This window comes from Streptomyces sp. NPDC060031, from assembly GCF_042736805.1.
Classification (GTDB): domain Bacteria; phylum Actinomycetota; class Actinomycetes; order Streptomycetales; family Streptomycetaceae; genus Streptomyces.
In genome coordinates, this window is record NZ_JBHWVM010000018.1 from 19,392 (window position 1) to 35,293 (window position 15,902).

Sequence of the window (15,902 nt, forward strand, 5' to 3'; positions counted from 1 at the left end):
CCGGGTCCCGGCGGCCCGCCTGCCGAAGGAAGGCGGGACCGCCACGGGCTACTTGATGGTGAAACCCTGTTCCTTGCCGTAGACCTTCAGGCGCTCCTGCCAGGTGGCCAGTGCGCCGGGCAGGTTGCCGCCGGGCTGCAGGGCCTGGCCGACGGAGTCCTTGAAGACGCTGTTCGCGTACACCTGGAACGGCAGGTACTGCCAGCCGGGCCGCACTGCCTTCGACATGTCGGCGAAGACCTCGTTCGGCTTGCTGCCGGGGAAGAACGGCACCTCGGCGCCGCGGAAGCCGGGGTTCTCGAGCAGCGCCTTGGTCGCGGGGAACAGGCCGACTTCGGAGTTCAGCGACTTGACGGCCTCGGGGTCGGAGTTGAGCCACTGTGCGAAGGCGACGGAGGCCGCCTTGTTCTTCGCCTGCGTGGTGACCGCGACCGACGAGCCGCCGTTCTCCGCGCTGACACCGCCCGGCATGGGGGCGACCGACCACTGGCCCTTGCTCTGCGGGATGTTCTGCTCCAGCACCGCGGGCGCCCAGGCGCCGGCCAGCCAGGTCGCGTACTTTCCGGCGGCCATCGACTTCCACCACTCGTCGTTCCAGCTCGCGGTGGAGTCGACCAGCTTGTTCTCGATCAGCGGGCCCCAGGTGTCGGCGTAGGCCTTGGCGCCGGGGTCGTCCTTGAGGTCGACGGCGACGTCCGTGGTGCCGTTGACGGTGTACGGCTTGCCCCCGAAGTCCCAGATCAGGCTGTTGGACGTGCCCGCGTCGCCCGGGTCGACGTAGGTGAGCTGGACGTTCGGATCGGTGTCGTGGATCTTCTTGGCCAGGGCGCCGTACTCCTCCCACGTGCGCGGCGGCGTCGCACCGAACCGGTCGAGGATGTCCTTGCGGTAGAACATCGCCATCGGGCCGGTGTCCTGGGGTATGCCGTAGATCCCACCCGCGACGCTGACCTGGGACCAGGCCGAGTCGGCGAACTTGTCCTTCAGGTCGGCCGCGCCGTAGTCGGCGAGGTTGACCAGCGACTTCGAAATCGCGAACTGGGGGAGTGCGAAGTACTCGATCTGCGCGACGTCGGGGGCGCCCGTGCCCGCCTTGAGCGTGGTGGTCAGCTTGGTGTACTCGTCCTTGGAGCGGCCCGCGTTGACGAGGTTGACCTTGACCTTCGGGTACTTCTTCTCGAACAGTGCGACCGTCTTGTCGATGTTCGGGACCCAGGACCAGAAGGTGATCTCGGCGGGCTTGTCCAGTGCGGCCTGCACGGTGGCGGCATCGGCCTTCTGGGCGCCGTCGGAGGTGCCGGAGCCGCCGCCGCACGCGGTGAGGGAGAGGGCGAGGGTCGCGACGGTGGCCGTGGTGAGGGTGCGGGTGAGGGCCGGCAGCCGCAGGGATCTGCTCATGTCGAATCCTTTCGATGGGGACGTGGAGAGGGGGGGACTACTGCTTGACGCCGCCGGCGGCCAGCCCCGACTGCCAGAACCGCTGGAGGAAGAGGAACGCGACGATCAGCGGGATGATCGCCAGCAGGCTGCCGGTGATCACGAGGGGGAGGATCGGGATGGCACCGGCGCCGGCGCCGCCCTGCGCGAGCGAGTCCCACTGCCGCAGCCCCACCGTGAGGGGGAACAGGTCCGGGTCGTTGAGCACGATCAGCGGCAGGAAGTAGTTGTTCCAGGTGGCGACGAGGGTGAACAGCAGCACGGTGACGAAACCGGGAGCCAGCAGGCGCATCGCGATGGTGAGGAAGATCCGCAGTTCTCCGGCGCCGTCGATGCGGGCGGCCTCCAGCATCGCGTCCGGAAGGGCCTCGGTCGCGTACACCCGCATCAGATAGAGGCCGAAGGGGCTGGCGAGGGAGGGCAGGAGGACCGCCCACGGCGTGTTGACGATGCCCATGTCGCTGAAGAGCAGGTACGTCGGGACCGCGAGTGCGGACGCCGGGATCGAGATCGCCCCGATGACCAGGGCGGAGAGCACCCGTCGGCCCGCGAACTCGAACTTGGCCAGGGCGTATCCGCCCATCGTCGCGAAGACCGAGGCTCCGCCCGCGCCGACCACCGAGTAGAGCAGGGTGTTGCCGAACCAGCGCAGGTAGATCCCGTGGTCGTAGGTGAAGACGTCCCGGACGTTGTCGAACAGGTGGAAGCCGTCCCCGAACCACAGGCCGGGCGAGTCGAACAGGGTCTGGTTGGACTTCGTCGCGCTGATGGCGAGCCAGAGCAAGGGGATCAGCGTGTACGCGAGCATCAGGCCCATCGCCACGGTCAACGCGGTGGACCTGCCCGGACGGCGCCGGTGGGCGCGGCCTCGGGGGCCCCGGCGTCGGGTCGGGGTCCGGGGCCGGGTCCGGCCAGGTGCTTTCCCGGTGAGCGCCTCGGCGGACCCGCTGACGGTCTCGGGCGCGGTGGCGCTCACAGCATGCGCTCCCTTCGGGCGGTCGCACGTTGGACCGCGTACGCGACGATCACGGTCACCAGGCCGAGCAGCACGGCGACGGCGGCCGAGTAGTTGAACTGGCGCCCGTCGAAGGCGAGGCTGAAGGCGTACATGTTGGGCGTGTAGTTCGTGGTGATGGCGGCCGGCGCCAGGGACTGGAGCACGCTCGGCTCGTTGAAGAGCTGGAAGCTGCCGATCACCGAGAACGTCGTGGCCATCAGCAGGGCCGGGCGCAGGGCCGGCAGTTTGATGCTGAACGCCTTGCGGAAGGCACCGGCGCCGTCGACCTCGGCCGCCTCGTACAGCTCCTCGGGGATGGACCGCAGGGCGGCGTAGAAGATCAGCATGTTGTAGCCGACGTACGACCACGTGACGATGTTGCCGATCGACGCGAGCATCCAGCTCTGGGAGAGCAGGTCGGGCAACTCGGTGTGCAAGAGGTCGCCGATCTCGCCGGCCAGCCCGAAGCGGTCGCCGTACAGGTAGCCCCACATCAGTGCCGCGACCACACCGGGGACGGCGTAGGGCACGAAGATGCCGATGCGGAACAGCCCCGGGGCGCGCAGCCGCCCGCTGTCGATCGCGAGTGCGGCCACGAGGGCGAGGCCGAGCATGAGCGGTACCTGGATCGCGAAGAAGAGCGCGACGCGGCCGAGGCCGGCATGGAACAGGTTGTCCTTGAAGGCCTTGGTGTAGTTGTCCAGCCCGGTGAAGACCATCCCGCCGATCATGCGTTCCTGATAGAGGCTCAGGTTGACCGAGTAGATCAGCGGGGCGACGACTCCGATGGTGAAGACGCAGAGGAACGGCAGCAGGAACGCATGGGCGGTGAGGTTGCGCCGAACAGCGCCGCGTTTCACCGCAGTCCCCGACGGCGGCGGTCGGCGATGTGTTCATCGCCGACCGGGGCTTGGTCGACTCTCACGGGTATGACCTCCGATGCATGTTAGCGCCAACACGGTGGCGCGGTTCGGAAGTGTGTCGAGAGCTGTCAGTGACTGTCAAGAGTTTTGACCGAGTCTTCTGTCGCCTCATCAATTCCCGTGGAACGCAAGGGTTCTCACGTGTTGAAAATGTGATGACAGGGCGACTCGTCCACCCGAAGGTGCTCGTTAGCCTGTTGACCAATGCGGCATGTTCGCGCAAACATGATGAGGGCCAGGAGAATGCCTGGGCATCACCGTGCGAGAGGAGCTGCACCATGGCGAAGGATGGGCAGCGGCCGCGCAAGCCCCGTTCCCCGGCCGCGGATCGCCCCAGGCCCCCGTCGATGGCGGACGTCGCGGCCATGGCGGGGGTCTCGGCGCAGACCGTCTCGCGGGTGGTCAACGCGACCGCCCGGGTCGACGAGGCCACCCGCGACCGCGTCGTCCGAGCCGTACGCATGCTCGGGTACCGCCCCAACACCGCTGCCCGGGCGCTGGCCACCGGCAAGTTCCGGATGATCGGCGTCATCAGCTTCGACCTCACGGCACACGGGAACGCCCGCACGCTGGAGTCGATCGTCTCCGCCGTGCAGTCCACCGAGTACTCGGTCAACGTCGTCGTACCGCAGGCGCAGACCCAGGAGGCGGTACTGGAAGCGTTCCGGCGGCTGAGCGGTCATGCGGTCGACGGGGTCATCGTGAACGAGGCGCAGATCCTGACCGGTTCGCTGATGCTTCCCTTCGGGCTTCCGGTCGTGGTCGTCGACGGCGGTGACGACCACCGCTACCCCGGCGTCCACACCGACCACGCGGCCGGTGCGGAGATCGCCGTGAACCACCTGCTCGGCCTCGGCCACCCCACGGTGTGGCACCTGGCCGGCCCGCAGGACTCCCATCCCGCGCGCCGCCGCGCAGAGGCTTGGCAGCGGGCGCTCCTTGTGGCGGGTGCTCCGGTCCCGCCGGTCGTCCACGGAGACTGGAGCGCCGACAGCGGCTACCGGGCGGGCCGGGAACTCGCCGCCCGGCCGGAGGTCACCGCGGTGTTCGCGGCCAACGACCAGATGGCGCTCGGGATGGTCCGGGCGCTGCGCGACGCGGGGCGCTCGGTTCCCGAGGACGTGAGCGTGATCGGGTTCGACAACATCGCCGAATCCGCCCACTTCCTCCCCCCGCTGACCACCGTCGATCAGGACCTCTCCCGGGTCGGCGGGGCCTGCGTGGACCGGCTCCTGAGCCAGATCGAAGGCGCTCCGTCGGCGGACTCGTCCGTCGTGTCGGTCATGCCGACCCTGGTGGAGCGCGACAGCACGGCGCCGCCGCGGGCCTGAGCCGGTCCGCACCCGGTCCGGTCCGCCCCCTGGCCCGACCCGACCCGACCCGATCCGGCGCGGCTCGGCACGCCGTGGGGCCTGCGCCTGGCCGCGGATGTTGGCGCAAACATGGCTACCGGCATGCCGCACAAGAGACCTACTACCTCCCGAAGTACCTGAAGGGGTAAGCAAGATGAACTCTCCGGCACAAGACCGTGCCCGAGCCCTTGGCGCGCGACTGGGCGGCCTCGGATTCGGCGGCGACTACAACCCCGAGCAGTGGGACGAGGCCACCCGCGCCGAAGACCTGCGCCTGATGAACGAGGCGGGCGTCAACCTCGTCAACCTCGCCATCTTCGCCTGGGCCCGGGTCGAACCCGCCCGCGACGCCTACGACTTCAGCTTCTTCGACACCGTCATGGACGACCTGGCCGCCCACGGCATCACCGCCGACCTGGCCACCATGACCGCGTCGCCACCCCCGTGGCTCGCCGTCGAGCACCCCGAGATCCTTCCGGTCACCGCCTCCGGGGGGATCCTGTCCCCAGGGGGCCGCCAGCACTTCTGCCCGTCCAGCCCGGTCTTCCGCGACCGCGCCGTCCGCCTGGTCGAAGCCGTCGCCACGCACTACCGCGATCACCCGGCGCTGGGCCTGTGGCACGTCGGCAACGAGTACGGGATCCATGTCGCCGAATGCTTCTGCGACACCTCCGCCGCCGACTTCCGACGCTGGCTGACGGCCCGCTACGGCGACGTCGACGCACTCAACGACGCGTGGTCCACCGACTTCTGGTCGCAGCGCTACACCTCCTTCGACCAGGTCCTGCCCCCGCGCGCCGCACCCACCTACCCCAACCCCTCCCAGCAGCTCGACTTCAAACGGTTCAGCAGTGACGCACTGCGCACCTGCTTCACCCTCGAACGCGACGTGCTGCGCCGCATCACCCCCGGCATTCCGGTGACCTCGAACTTCCTCGCCGGGCACAAGGCGGTGGACGTCCACACGTGGGCACCCGAGATGGACGTCCTCGCCCTCGACAGCTACCCGGACCCGCACTGGGAGGCGGCGCACGTTGGCGCGGCACTGTCGTACGACATCCTGCGCGGCGCGGGCGGGGGGAAGCCGTGGCTGCTGACCGAGCAGGCGCCGTCCGCCGTGAACTGGCGGGGCCGCAACGGGGGCAAGAGTCCCGGCCGGATGCGCCTGTGGAGCTGGCAGGCCGTCGCGCAGGGCGCGGACGCCGTCATGTACTTCCAGTGGAGGCAGTCCCGCGGCGGCGCGGAGAAGTTCCACTCCGGCATGGTCCCGCACGCGGGGCCCGGGACCCGGGTGCACGCCGAGGTGCGCGAGCTGGGCCGCGAACTGGCCCTGGTGCCCGAGCTGGCCGGCACACGGATCCGCAACGAGGTCGCGATCGTGTTCGACTGGGAAAACTGGTGGGCGCTCGAACTCGACTCGCACCCCTCGGACGGCGTGCGCTGCCTCGACCGCGTCCTCGACCACTACGCCCCCCTCTTCGAAGCGGGCGTCGGCATCGACGTCGTCCATCCCTCCGCGGACCTCTCGCCGTACAAGCTGCTGGTGCTGCCCAGCCATTACCTGCTGTCGGCAGAGAACGCCGGGCGGATCCGCGCCTTCGTGGCGGCAGGGGGATCCCTCCTCGCGTCGTTCTTCACCGGGATCGTCGACGAGCACGACCGCGTGCACACGGGCGGCCATCCGGCCCCGCTGAACGACGTACTGGGCGTACGGGTCGAGGAGTTCTGGCCCGCCGCCGCCGATGAGGCGGTCGCGCTCCGCGCCCCGGACGCGGAGGCCCCGGTGCCCGCGCCGGCTTCGCTGTGGCGCGAGGACGTGAAGCTCACCGGCGCCCGCGCCGAACTCCTCTTCGCCGGCCCCGACTGGGACGACCGCCCGGCCGTCACGGTGCACACCCACGGCCGGGGGACCGCCCGCTACATCGCGACCCGGCCCGACCCCCTCACGATGCGGGCCGCCGTCGACCGCTCACTCGCCGAGGCGGGAGTCGCCCCCGTGCTGCCCGGTCTGCACACCGGCGTCCAGGCGGCCATCCGCCGCGGCGCGGATCACGACGTCCTCATCCTGCTCAACCACACCGAAGACACCCATGAGGTGACACTGCCGAACGACCGCCGAGACCTCCTCGACGATCACCGGCCTCTCGTCCGCAGGATCGCCCTCGAACCGCGGGGCGTCGCCGTCCTCGGCAGCGCCGTACTCTCTTCCACCCCCCAGGTCCCTCGGAGGACACCGTGAGAAGACCCCTAGTGTCGGCGGCACTCGCCGCGGCGCTCATGCTCGGAACGCTGGGTGCCTACCCGGCCGTCGCGTCCGCGCCGCCCGCGACTGCCGTGGCCGCCGGCGCACCGGCCGTCCTGTCCGACTCCTGGCGTGCGCCCCTGAGCACCCGGGGCCGCTACATCGTCGACGCCGACGGCAACCGCTTCAAGCTCAAGTCCGCGAACTGGCACGGGGCTCAGGGATCGTGGAACGGCTCCGGCGACATCAACGACCCGGCCAGCCACCACGACGGTGAGAAGGCCGACGAGATGCCGCTCGGCCTGGACCGCGCGCCGGTCGCACGGATACTCGCCGGATTCCACGAGCTCGGGATCAACAGCATCCGGCTGCCGTTCTCGAACGAGATGCTGCACGACCAGCGCCCGGTTTCCGACGCCTCGATCGCCGCGAACCCGCAACTGCGCGGCAAGACCCCGCTCCAGGTCTTCGACGCCGTCATCGCCGCCACCACGGCCGAGGGCTTCGCGGTGGTCCTCAACAACCACACCAACACCTCACGCTTCTGCTGCGGTCTGGACGGCAACGAACGCTGGAACACCAGCCAGTCCACCGCGCAGTGGGAGAACGACTGGATCAGCCTCGCCCGCCGCTACAAGGACAACAAGCGCGTCGTCGGCGCCGACCTCTACAACGAGGTCCGCCGCACCGTCACCGACGACGCCAACTGGAACTGGGGCGACGACCACGACTGGTGGGCCGCGTCCCAGCGCCTCGGCGACCGGCTGCTCACCGAGGCCAATCCCGACCTGCTGGTGATCGTCGAAGGCATCAACTGGCAAGGCATCCCCGCCGACGGGCTGCCCCACGGGCGTCCCACCCTCGAACCGGTACGCACCCTCTCGCACACCCTCGTCGCGTCGAACAAGCTGGTGTACGCGGCGCACTTCTACGGCTACACCGGCCCGAACCACACCGGCGCGACCGGAATGGGCGAGACCCACGACCCGCGCTACCAGGAACTCTCCCGCGAAGACCTGTTCGCGACCCTGCAGCGCCAGGCGTTCTACGTCACCTCCGAGACCGGCCGCCACTTCACCGCACCCCTGTGGATCAGCGAGTTCGGCATCGGCAGTGACGAGACCAACCCGCAGGCCCGCGCCTGGTTCGGCAACCTCGTGGACTACCTGATCGCCAACGACACCGACTTCGCGTACTGGCCCCTGGTCGGCTGGGCCGGACACGGCAGCTGGTCGATCCTCAACTTCGACGCCGCGGGCCGCCGTTCCGGGATCCTCGACGGCGGCGACTGGCGCGCCGCCAACTGGAACCGGCTCGTCAACGCACCGCAGAAGAGCGGTCAGGTAGCCGTATCCGACACCTGGGACATGCTCAACCTCGACCACGCCGATGCGGTCCAGTCGGCCCGTACGAGGGCGCTCGGGGACTGGGATTCGGGAGCCCGCAAGGGAGCATGCCCCGACGGCCAGCGGCTCGTCGGCCTCTCGCACCGTGACGGGCGCGGGTTGTGCACCGATGCGGGGGCCGCCGCTCTGGCGGGCGCCGCCCCGGTCTCGACCGTGGTGAGCGACGAACGTTACGTACAGCAGGGCGACTGGGCCGGTGGCTACACCAAGTACCAGTGCGGGCCCAACCAGTTCATGACCGGCTACAGCCTGCGGGGCCAGGCGGTCTCTGCGGTCCTGTGCACCCAGGCGGGCCGGACGCTCGGAACGAACGGCCGCACCGTCTGGTTCGACCGGGGCGAGAACCGGCCGGCCGGCGGCCCCGGGGGCGACTTCGCGTACGGCAACTACAAGGGGCAGTGCGGAACGGACGAATACGCCGCGGGGATCGCCTTCACCGGGGCGTGGGCCAAGGGCAAGACGCCGGACGCCCTGTTGTGCCGCAAGCTGTGACACCCGGGTTCCTGCCCTGACGGGTGGCCCGCAGGCTGAACCTTCGGGGGAGGCGATCCAAGGCCTCGGCCTGCGGGTTTCCCGAATTCCGGCACCCTGCCGGACGGGACGTACAGATCGCGGTCATCGCCGCCACCGGGGTGACCGGTGACGACGGACATCCGTCGGGAACGGCTGGGGGTGCTTGCAGTCAGGCTCACGGGACCTCCGATGACTCACGGGAACTGTTCACCCGGGTACCGGCGGCGCCAGTCCGCGTAGACCGGGCTGGCGGCACACGTGTCCAGGTAACCGGCTCTCACCGTGCGCAGGATCTCGTCGCCGTGCGGGGCCAGCGGGCCGTCACGGTGCCAGGCCAGGACGTGGCGGTACCAGAGCGGGTTTCCCACGAGGGGGCGAACGGCGACGCCGGGGGTTTGCGAGAAGGTGGCCTGGCAGAGGCTGACCGCCAGGCCCGCACGGACCAGTTCGACCAGCTGGCGCCCCTCGGCCTCGTGCGGGGCGGAGGGGCGGCGGCCGGTCAGCGCGCACACCGAGGACCAGTACTCGCGGGTGCGGTCGCCGTCGGGCCGGGGCATCGCCCAGTCGTGGTCGGCGAGTTCGGTCAGGGACACGGCCTCCTGGCCGGCCAGCGGGTGGGCCGCGGGCAGCAGGGCGAAGACGGGTTCGGTGGCCAGGGGGGTGAGGACCACCCCGTCGCGCTGTGGCAGGACCTGCTCCGGGTGGTCGCCGAGGACCGCCGCCTCCAGGCGGCCGGCGGCGAGGTCGTCCAGGAGGGTGACGGGGGAGTAGTGGCACCGGGACGTCACCTCGGCCGCGGGCAGCAACCTCCCCATGGCCAGGACGAGGTGGCCGATGAGGGGAGCGCCGACCGATCCGACGCGGATACGGTCCGGGGCCGCCAGGTGGCGGGCCGCCCGGGCGGTGTCGGCGAGGAGCACGTCGATGCCCGGCAGGACGGCGTGGGCCCGGGCCAGCACCAGCTCACCGAAGGCCGTGGGCGTGGCTCCGGCCCGGCCCCGGTCGAAGAGGACACCGCCGAGCATGGACTCGATACGGCGCAACTGCGTGCTGAGGCCCGGCTGGGTCATGGACAGCGCGGCGGCGGCCCGGGTGAGGCTGCCGGCCTCGGCGATCGCGCACACCACGCGCAGGTGCCGTACCTCCAGTTCCATGCCGCGCATGTTATGTCACATACGCAGTGCCCTCGGCTCCGCGCCAAGGAGCCGTGCGCCGTGCGGGGCGGGGTCGGTCAGCTGCCGCTCTTCGCCGGGTCCTTGAGCCCGATCGTGGCGTAGTCGAGCTGGCCGCCGAAGGACGTGTGGCCGAAGGCGCCGGCGATGTTGGTGCCGAGCATCAGCGGCATGCGCTCGATGACGGCGGGCGCCGTCGGGGCCTTGGCGAGGATCTCCCCGTCCAGTTGCCGCCACGCCGTGTTGGCCTGGGCGGCGTCGGTCATGCCGGCGATCTCGTCCATCCGCTTCATCGTCGCCTCGTCGCGGAAGAGCGAGTGATTTCCGGAGTTCCCCTTCTCCTTGATGTAGCGGCCGTCGAAGAGGAAGGGCAGGAAGGTGGAGCCGGAGGGGTAGTCGGGGCACCAGCCGGTGTAGACGAGGTCGGAGCGGCTCTTGGTGTCACCGATGGTGTCGTAGAAGGCCGACGGGTCGACGGCGTCGATCGTGACCTTGATCCCGGCCCGGCCCAGGGACTGCTGGATCGCCTCGGCGACCCCCTTGTCCCCGTTGGAGACGGTGATGGTGGTCGTGAACCCGTCCGGCTCGCCCGCCTCCTTCAGGAGCTGTTTCGCCTTCTCCACGTCACCCGTGGCCGGGATCCCCAGCGTGTCGGGCTGCTTGCCGTCGAAGAGCGAGCCGGGCATGAGCGCGGTGGCGGGGTCGTTGAGGGCCGGGCCGCCCGAGGCGGTCAGCACCGCTTCGCGGTCCAGGGCGTACTGCACGGCCTGCCGGACCTTGACGTTGTCGAAGGGGGCGCGGCCGGTGTGCATCTGCACCATCTCGGTGCAGTTGGTGGACTCGGCCAGGAGCCGCGCCCTGACGTCGGCCTTGGTGAGCACCTTGGGGGTGCTCTCGGGACGCAGTTTGCCCCAGGAGACGGCAGAGGCGTCCACGCCCTCCGAGGCGATGAGCCGGTCGTCGATCTGGTTGGCCCTCAGCCCCATCACCACGACCAGCTTGTCCGGGTACGCCTTGCGCACGGTGTCCGTCGCCGGGTCCCAGTGGGGGTTGCGGACCAGCACCAGCCGCTTGTCCCGGTCGTACGACTCGATCTTGTAGGGGCCCGAGGAGAACGGGCGGCTGTCGTACTGGGGACCCTTGTCCTGGGACCTGGGCACCGGGGCGAAGGTGGGCAGGACGGTGGCGTTGGGGAATTCCGCGAAGGGCTTGCGGAGTTCGAAGACGATCGTGTGGTCGTCGGGGGTCTTGACGGAGTCGAGGTGCTGCCCCTGGGCGGGGCCCCGGTAGCCCTCGGCGCCGGCCAGGTAGCGGGCGGCGTAGTCCGGTCCGCCGGGCAGGTCGGGGGAGAAGGACCGCTCCACGTTGTACTTGACGTCCTGGGCGGTGACCGGGCTGCCGTCCTCGTACGTGACGCCCTTCTTGAGCTTGAAGGTCCACGTCCTGGCGCCGTCGGAGGAGACGCCGAGGTCCTCGGCGAGGTCGGGGACCAGTTCTCCGCCCTTCGAGCCCGGTTCCGCCTTGTACGTCACCAGCGTGCGGTAAAGCAGCCGGGTGCCGAAGTCCATGTCGCCGATCACCCAGTTGCGGGCCGGGTCGAGGTGGCCGAAGTCCTGGTTGGACAGGACGGTCAGCGTGCCGCCCTTCTGCGGAGTTCCGCCGACCGCGGCCCCCGCGTTGGCGAGTGCGGGGTTCTTCGAGCCCCCGCCCTGCTGACTGCTGCCGGAGTGGCTGCCGGAGTGACTGCCGTCGGAACAGCCGGCCGTGCCGAGTACGACGGTCGCCGCCAGGGCGGTGGCGACGGCGTGGAGAGTGCGCTTGTTCATCAGTAGTCACTCCGTGAACAGTCGGGCAGCCCGAGGAGGCTGGAATGTGACCGATAACATAGTTATGTGAAATGGCACCCACAATTGTCGCGCCTCCATAGCGCGGAGTTATGGGTAAGTGGGGGCTCCACGGCCACCGTTGGCCGCGCCATGCTGTCGCGCAACGTCACACGTCACTGTGCGGCCATGCGGCCGTGAAAGGGACCCATGAACCCCGCGTACGCGACCGTCGACCACCACTTCACCGTCCCCCTGGACCACGCCGCCCCGCACGGTCCGACCATCCAGCTCTTCGCCCGGGAGGTCACCGACACGCGCCAAGCAGGTCGCCCACTGCCCTGGCTGCTCTATCTGCAGGGCGGACCCGGCGGCAAGTCGCCCAGGCCGTCGGCCGGCTCGCCCGGCTGGCTGCCCCAGGCCCTCAAAACCCACCGGGTCCTCCTCCTCGATCAGCGCGGCACCGGCCGTTCCACCCCCGTCACCGCCCGGGCGGCCACTCGCTTCGCCTCGCCCGCCCGGCTGGCCGACCACCTCGGCCACTTCCGCGCCGACTCGATCGTTGCGGACGCCGAACTGATCCGCCGGCAGCTGTGCGGCGACGAGCCCTGGGAGACCCTCGGCCAGAGCTTTGGCGGTTTCATCACCCTCACCTATCTCTCCCGGGCCCCCGAGGGCCTGCGGGCCTGCTACGTGACCGGCGGCCTGCCCGGCCTCTCGGCCACCGCCGACGACGTCTACGCCCGCACCTACCCCCGGGTGCGGGACCGCGTCCTCGACTTCCACGCCCGCTACCCCGACGACGCCGCCCGGCTGCGTGAGATCGCCCGGCTCCTGGCGGCCACCGATGTGCGCCTGCCCGACGGAGACCGGCTCACCCCCCACCGCCTGCGCACGCTCGGCCTCGTCCTCGGCATGGGCGACGGCTTCGAGCGGATCCACTGGCTGCTCGACGAATCCCTCGACGGGGAAGCCGAGCCGACCGACACCTTCCTGCACCAGGTGATGACACTGACCGGTTTCACCGACAACCCGCTCTTCGCCGTCATGCAGGAGTCCCTGTACGGCCAGGGCGCGGGGCCGACCGGCTGGGCGGCGTCCCGGGCCATGGCGGCGTTCCCCGAGTTCGCCGAGGACGCCGACCCCCTCCTGCTCACCGGAGAAATGACCTACCCCTGGATGTTCCGCGAGATCAAGGGTCTGCGCCCCTTCGCCGACGCCGCGGATCTGCTCGCCGAACGCCCCGACTGGCCCCCGCTGTACGACCCCCGCCGCCTCGCCGCCAACCGGGTCCCGCTCGCCGCGCTCGTCTACCACGACGACATGTACGTGGACGCCGGGCTCTCCCTGCGTACCGCGCGCGAGGTCGGCGCCACCCGGGTGTGGGTCACCAACGAATGGGAGCACGACGGCGTCACCGCCTCCGGCGGCCGCGTGCTGTCCCGCCTGATGGACCTGGCCGCGGGTCGCGCGTAGGACCTCGCAACTCCTTCCCTCCCCACCTCCCCGCACCCCCTCAACCTGCCTCCGACGGGAGAGACATGACCACCCCGCTGCACCGCATGCGGCCGCTCGCCGCGGCCGCCACCCTCATCTCCTGCCTGTCCGCCCCCACCGCGGCCGCTGCCCCCGGCCCGCCGCCCCCCGCCGCCGGCTGCGCCCTCCCCGGCCGGACCGGCTGGACGGACGAGGGCCACGACACCGACCGGACCCAGTTCCAGCCCGCCACCGCGACCCGCCGCGTCCTGACGCTGTACGTGGACTTCCCCGACGCCCCGGCCACCGACTCCACCGAGCCGTACGCCGCCCACCTCGCCCCGGCGGCCGGCTGGATGGGCCGCGCGAGCCAGGGCCGGCTGCGGCTGGTCAACACCGCACTGCGCCGCTGGATCCGGATGCCCGCCGAGTCCACCTCGTACGGCTTCGCGCGCGGCCTCACCTTCGAGGCCCACGAGAAGTACGTCCGCGACGCGATCACGGCCGCCGACCCCTACGCGGACTTCTCCCGCTACGACATGGTCTACGTCGTTCCCACCAGGACGGCCACCGCCATCCCCTTCTCGCCGACCTACCTGTACGACCCGGCGGCGCCCGGCATCACCGCCGACGGCACCCGCCTCAAGTGGGCCGTCACCTTCGGACAGGACATGTGGCGCTGGGGCCCCAAAGTCGCGGTCCACGAGACCGCCCACACCTTCGGGCTGCCCGACCTGTACGCGTTCACCGGCGCCACCCACCAGTACGTGGGCGGCTGGGACGTCATGGGTGACATCGCCGGGCACGCCCCGCAGTACCTCGGCTGGCACGCGTGGAAGCTCGGGTGGACCCGAGACGACCAGGTCGCCTGCCTGGCCGCCTCCGGCCGCAGAACGGTACGGCTGACCCCGGTGGAACAGCCCGGCGGCACCAAGATCGCCGTACTGCGGACCAGCGAGACGACGGCCTACGTGGCGGAATCCCGCCTCGCCCAGGGCAACGACGCGGCCGCCTGCTCCACCGGCGTCCTCGTCTACAAGGTCGACTCCGCCGCCCGGACCGGCGAGGGCCCGGTGCGCATCATGAACGCGGATCCGACCGCGACCCCGCCCACCGGCTGCACCCCGCTGGACCTGGCCGCGTACGCACCCGGACAGAGCTTCACCGACCCCACGACCGGCGTGCGCATCGACGTCCTCGCGGGCGCAGGGGCGGGCGACACGGTGCGGCTGAGCAAGGAGTGACTCCGGTGGGGGCCGGCCGCCGCGGGCGGTGCCCTCCGCACCCCGGCAACGTGCACGTCACACAGCCCGGCCTGCCCCGGCGCCGACCGGCTCAGGGGCGCGAGCGCAACGGGTGATCGGCCGGCACCTCCACGACCGCGATGCGCACGCCGTCCGGGTCGGCGATCCACATCTCGATCAGGCCCCAGGGCTCGCGCAGCGGAGGCCGCAGCACCTCCGCACCCCGGGCGCGCAGCTCCTCGTACGCCGCCTGCACGTCGGCGACCTGGAGCCACAGTCGCAGCCCGGGCGCGGGCGGCGCCTCGGCGCGCCCCGACAGCTCCAGGAAGCCGCCGCCGAGGAAGTAGACCGTGCCGCGCTCGGGGCCGGTCGCGAACTCGCGGTAGACCGCGAGACCCAGGACGTCCCCGTAGAAGACGCGTGAGCGCTCGGGATCAGTGGGGCGCAGCAGAACCCTGCTGCCCAGTACGTGCACCATGGCTCCACCTTCGCCCACGCGGCCGGACCCGTCCGGCTCGCCGCGCTGTCAGGGGGCGGTGCGGACGGGGAAGGCGAAGGAGTAGCCGTGCCGGGCGAACCAGGGCAGGACCTCGCGCAGGGCGGCCACGGTCTGCGAGCGGTCGCCGCCGCCGTCGTGGAAGAGGACGGTCGGGTGGGGCTGCTGCTGTTCCACCGTCGACACGATGGACGCGGTGCCCGGACGGCTCCAGTCCCTGGGGTCCACGCTCCAGCCCAGCGGGCGCATGCCCCCGGCCGCGGCGATCTGCCGGCTGTCGGGGGTGAAGGCACCGCCGGGCGCCCGGTAGTAGTCCACGGTCGCGCCCGGCGCGGCCTGCTCGATCATGGCCTTGCCGTCGAGGATCTCCCGCTGCTGGAAGGCGACCGGCTTGTGATCCATCGTGGTGTCGTGGCTGACGGAGTGGTCGCACAGCCGATGGCCGGCCGCGACCACGTCCTTGACCAGGGCGGGGTACTTCCGGGCGCTGGTGCCGATCATGCAGAAGGTCGCCTTGACGTCGTTCTTCCTGAGCACGTCGAGGACCTGCGGCGTCCACACCGGGTCCGGGCCGTCGTCGATGGTGATGGCGACGTCCCGCGCACCGCCGGCGGCCGAGCGGGCGATCGTGAGGGGTATGGATGCCGGGGCTGCTGGCACTGCCGGGGCCGCCGACGGCGCCGTCCGCTGGGCCCGCGTGCCGGACGCGTCGGTGCCGGGGAGCGCGGCGGCGGTGCCCGCTCCCAGCAAGACCATCGGGGTCAAGGCCGCTGCCGCGAGGGCGGCCCGGGCCGTGCGCGTGCTGATGAGTGCCATGGATG

The 15,902-nt window shown here is 70.9% G+C and carries 12 protein-coding genes; 5 read left to right on the plus strand and 7 right to left on the minus strand.

All coding sequences use genetic code 11. The annotated features are described in order from the left end of the window. Positions 1–48: 48 nt before the first annotated feature. From ACFWB8_RS10770 to ACFWB8_RS10780, 3 genes are read right to left on the minus strand one after another with little or no spacing between them, the layout of a single operon-like run. The gene (locus ACFWB8_RS10770; protein WP_385224409.1) at positions 49–1,398 is read right to left on the minus strand and encodes an ABC transporter substrate-binding protein; all 1,350 of its coding nucleotides are present in this window, start codon (positions 1,396–1,398) and stop codon (positions 49–51) included. A gap of 37 nt (positions 1,399–1,435) precedes the next feature. After that, on the minus strand, positions 1,436–2,413 hold the full coding sequence (locus tag ACFWB8_RS10775) for a carbohydrate ABC transporter permease (RefSeq protein ID WP_385224411.1): 978 nt from the start codon (positions 2,411–2,413) through the stop codon (positions 1,436–1,438). Then, a complete protein-coding gene (locus ACFWB8_RS10780; RefSeq protein ID WP_385224413.1) occupies positions 2,410–3,294 on the minus strand; it encodes a carbohydrate ABC transporter permease in 885 nt (294 codons plus the stop codon). The genes ACFWB8_RS10775 and ACFWB8_RS10780 overlap by 4 nt, the downstream gene beginning before the upstream one ends. 410 nt (positions 3,295–3,704) lie before the next feature. On the opposite strand from ACFWB8_RS10780, the gene ACFWB8_RS10785 reads away from it, so the two are divergent. From ACFWB8_RS10785 to ACFWB8_RS10795, 3 genes are all read left to right on the plus strand, one after another. Continuing rightward, entirely contained in the window at positions 3,705–4,688 is a 984-nt protein-coding gene (locus ACFWB8_RS10785) for a LacI family DNA-binding transcriptional regulator (protein ID WP_385224531.1), read from the plus strand. A gap of 175 nt (positions 4,689–4,863) precedes the next feature. After that, complete coding sequence (locus ACFWB8_RS10790) at positions 4,864–6,948, plus strand: beta-galactosidase (RefSeq protein WP_385224415.1); 2,085 nt, start codon at positions 4,864–4,866, stop codon at positions 6,946–6,948. 38 nt (positions 6,949–6,986) lie between these two features. Next, positions 6,987–8,849, plus strand: a complete 1,863-nt coding sequence (locus tag ACFWB8_RS10795) for a glycoside hydrolase family 5 protein (RefSeq protein ID WP_385224533.1) — start codon at positions 6,987–6,989, stop codon at positions 8,847–8,849. Positions 8,850–9,064: 215 nt separating this feature from the next. Here ACFWB8_RS10795 and ACFWB8_RS10800 read toward each other — a convergent pair whose 3' ends face one another. Then, positions 9,065–10,024 (minus strand): LysR family transcriptional regulator, encoded by a 960-nt coding sequence (locus tag ACFWB8_RS10800; protein WP_385224417.1) that lies wholly within the window; start codon positions 10,022–10,024, stop codon positions 9,065–9,067. 77 nt (positions 10,025–10,101) lie between these two features. After that, a complete protein-coding gene (locus tag ACFWB8_RS10805) occupies positions 10,102–11,868 on the minus strand; it encodes an ABC transporter substrate-binding protein (protein WP_385224419.1) in 1,767 nt (588 codons plus the stop codon). Positions 11,869–12,075: 207 nt separating this feature from the next. Here ACFWB8_RS10805 and ACFWB8_RS10810 point away from each other — a divergent pair, with 207 nt between their 5' ends. Further along, on the plus strand, positions 12,076–13,341 hold the full coding sequence (locus tag ACFWB8_RS10810; RefSeq protein WP_385224421.1) for an alpha/beta fold hydrolase: 1,266 nt from the start codon (positions 12,076–12,078) through the stop codon (positions 13,339–13,341). 65 nt (positions 13,342–13,406) lie between these two features. Next, positions 13,407–14,585 carry a M6 family metalloprotease domain-containing protein gene (locus tag ACFWB8_RS10815; protein ID WP_385224423.1) on the plus strand — a complete coding sequence of 393 codons (1,179 nt, stop codon included), beginning with the start codon at positions 13,407–13,409 and terminating at the stop codon, positions 14,583–14,585. Positions 14,586–14,676: 91 nt separating this feature from the next. Here ACFWB8_RS10815 and ACFWB8_RS10820 read toward each other — a convergent pair whose 3' ends face one another. Both ACFWB8_RS10820 and ACFWB8_RS10825 read right to left on the minus strand, forming a co-directional pair. Further along, the gene (locus ACFWB8_RS10820; RefSeq protein ID WP_385224425.1) at positions 14,677–15,063 is read right to left on the minus strand and encodes a VOC family protein; all 387 of its coding nucleotides are present in this window, start codon (positions 15,061–15,063) and stop codon (positions 14,677–14,679) included. Positions 15,064–15,111: 48 nt separating this feature from the next. Then, positions 15,112–15,897: a polysaccharide deacetylase family protein gene (locus tag ACFWB8_RS10825; protein ID WP_385224427.1), complete on the minus strand. Its 786-nt coding sequence runs from the start codon at positions 15,895–15,897 to the stop codon at positions 15,112–15,114. Positions 15,898–15,902 lie beyond the last annotated feature (5 nt).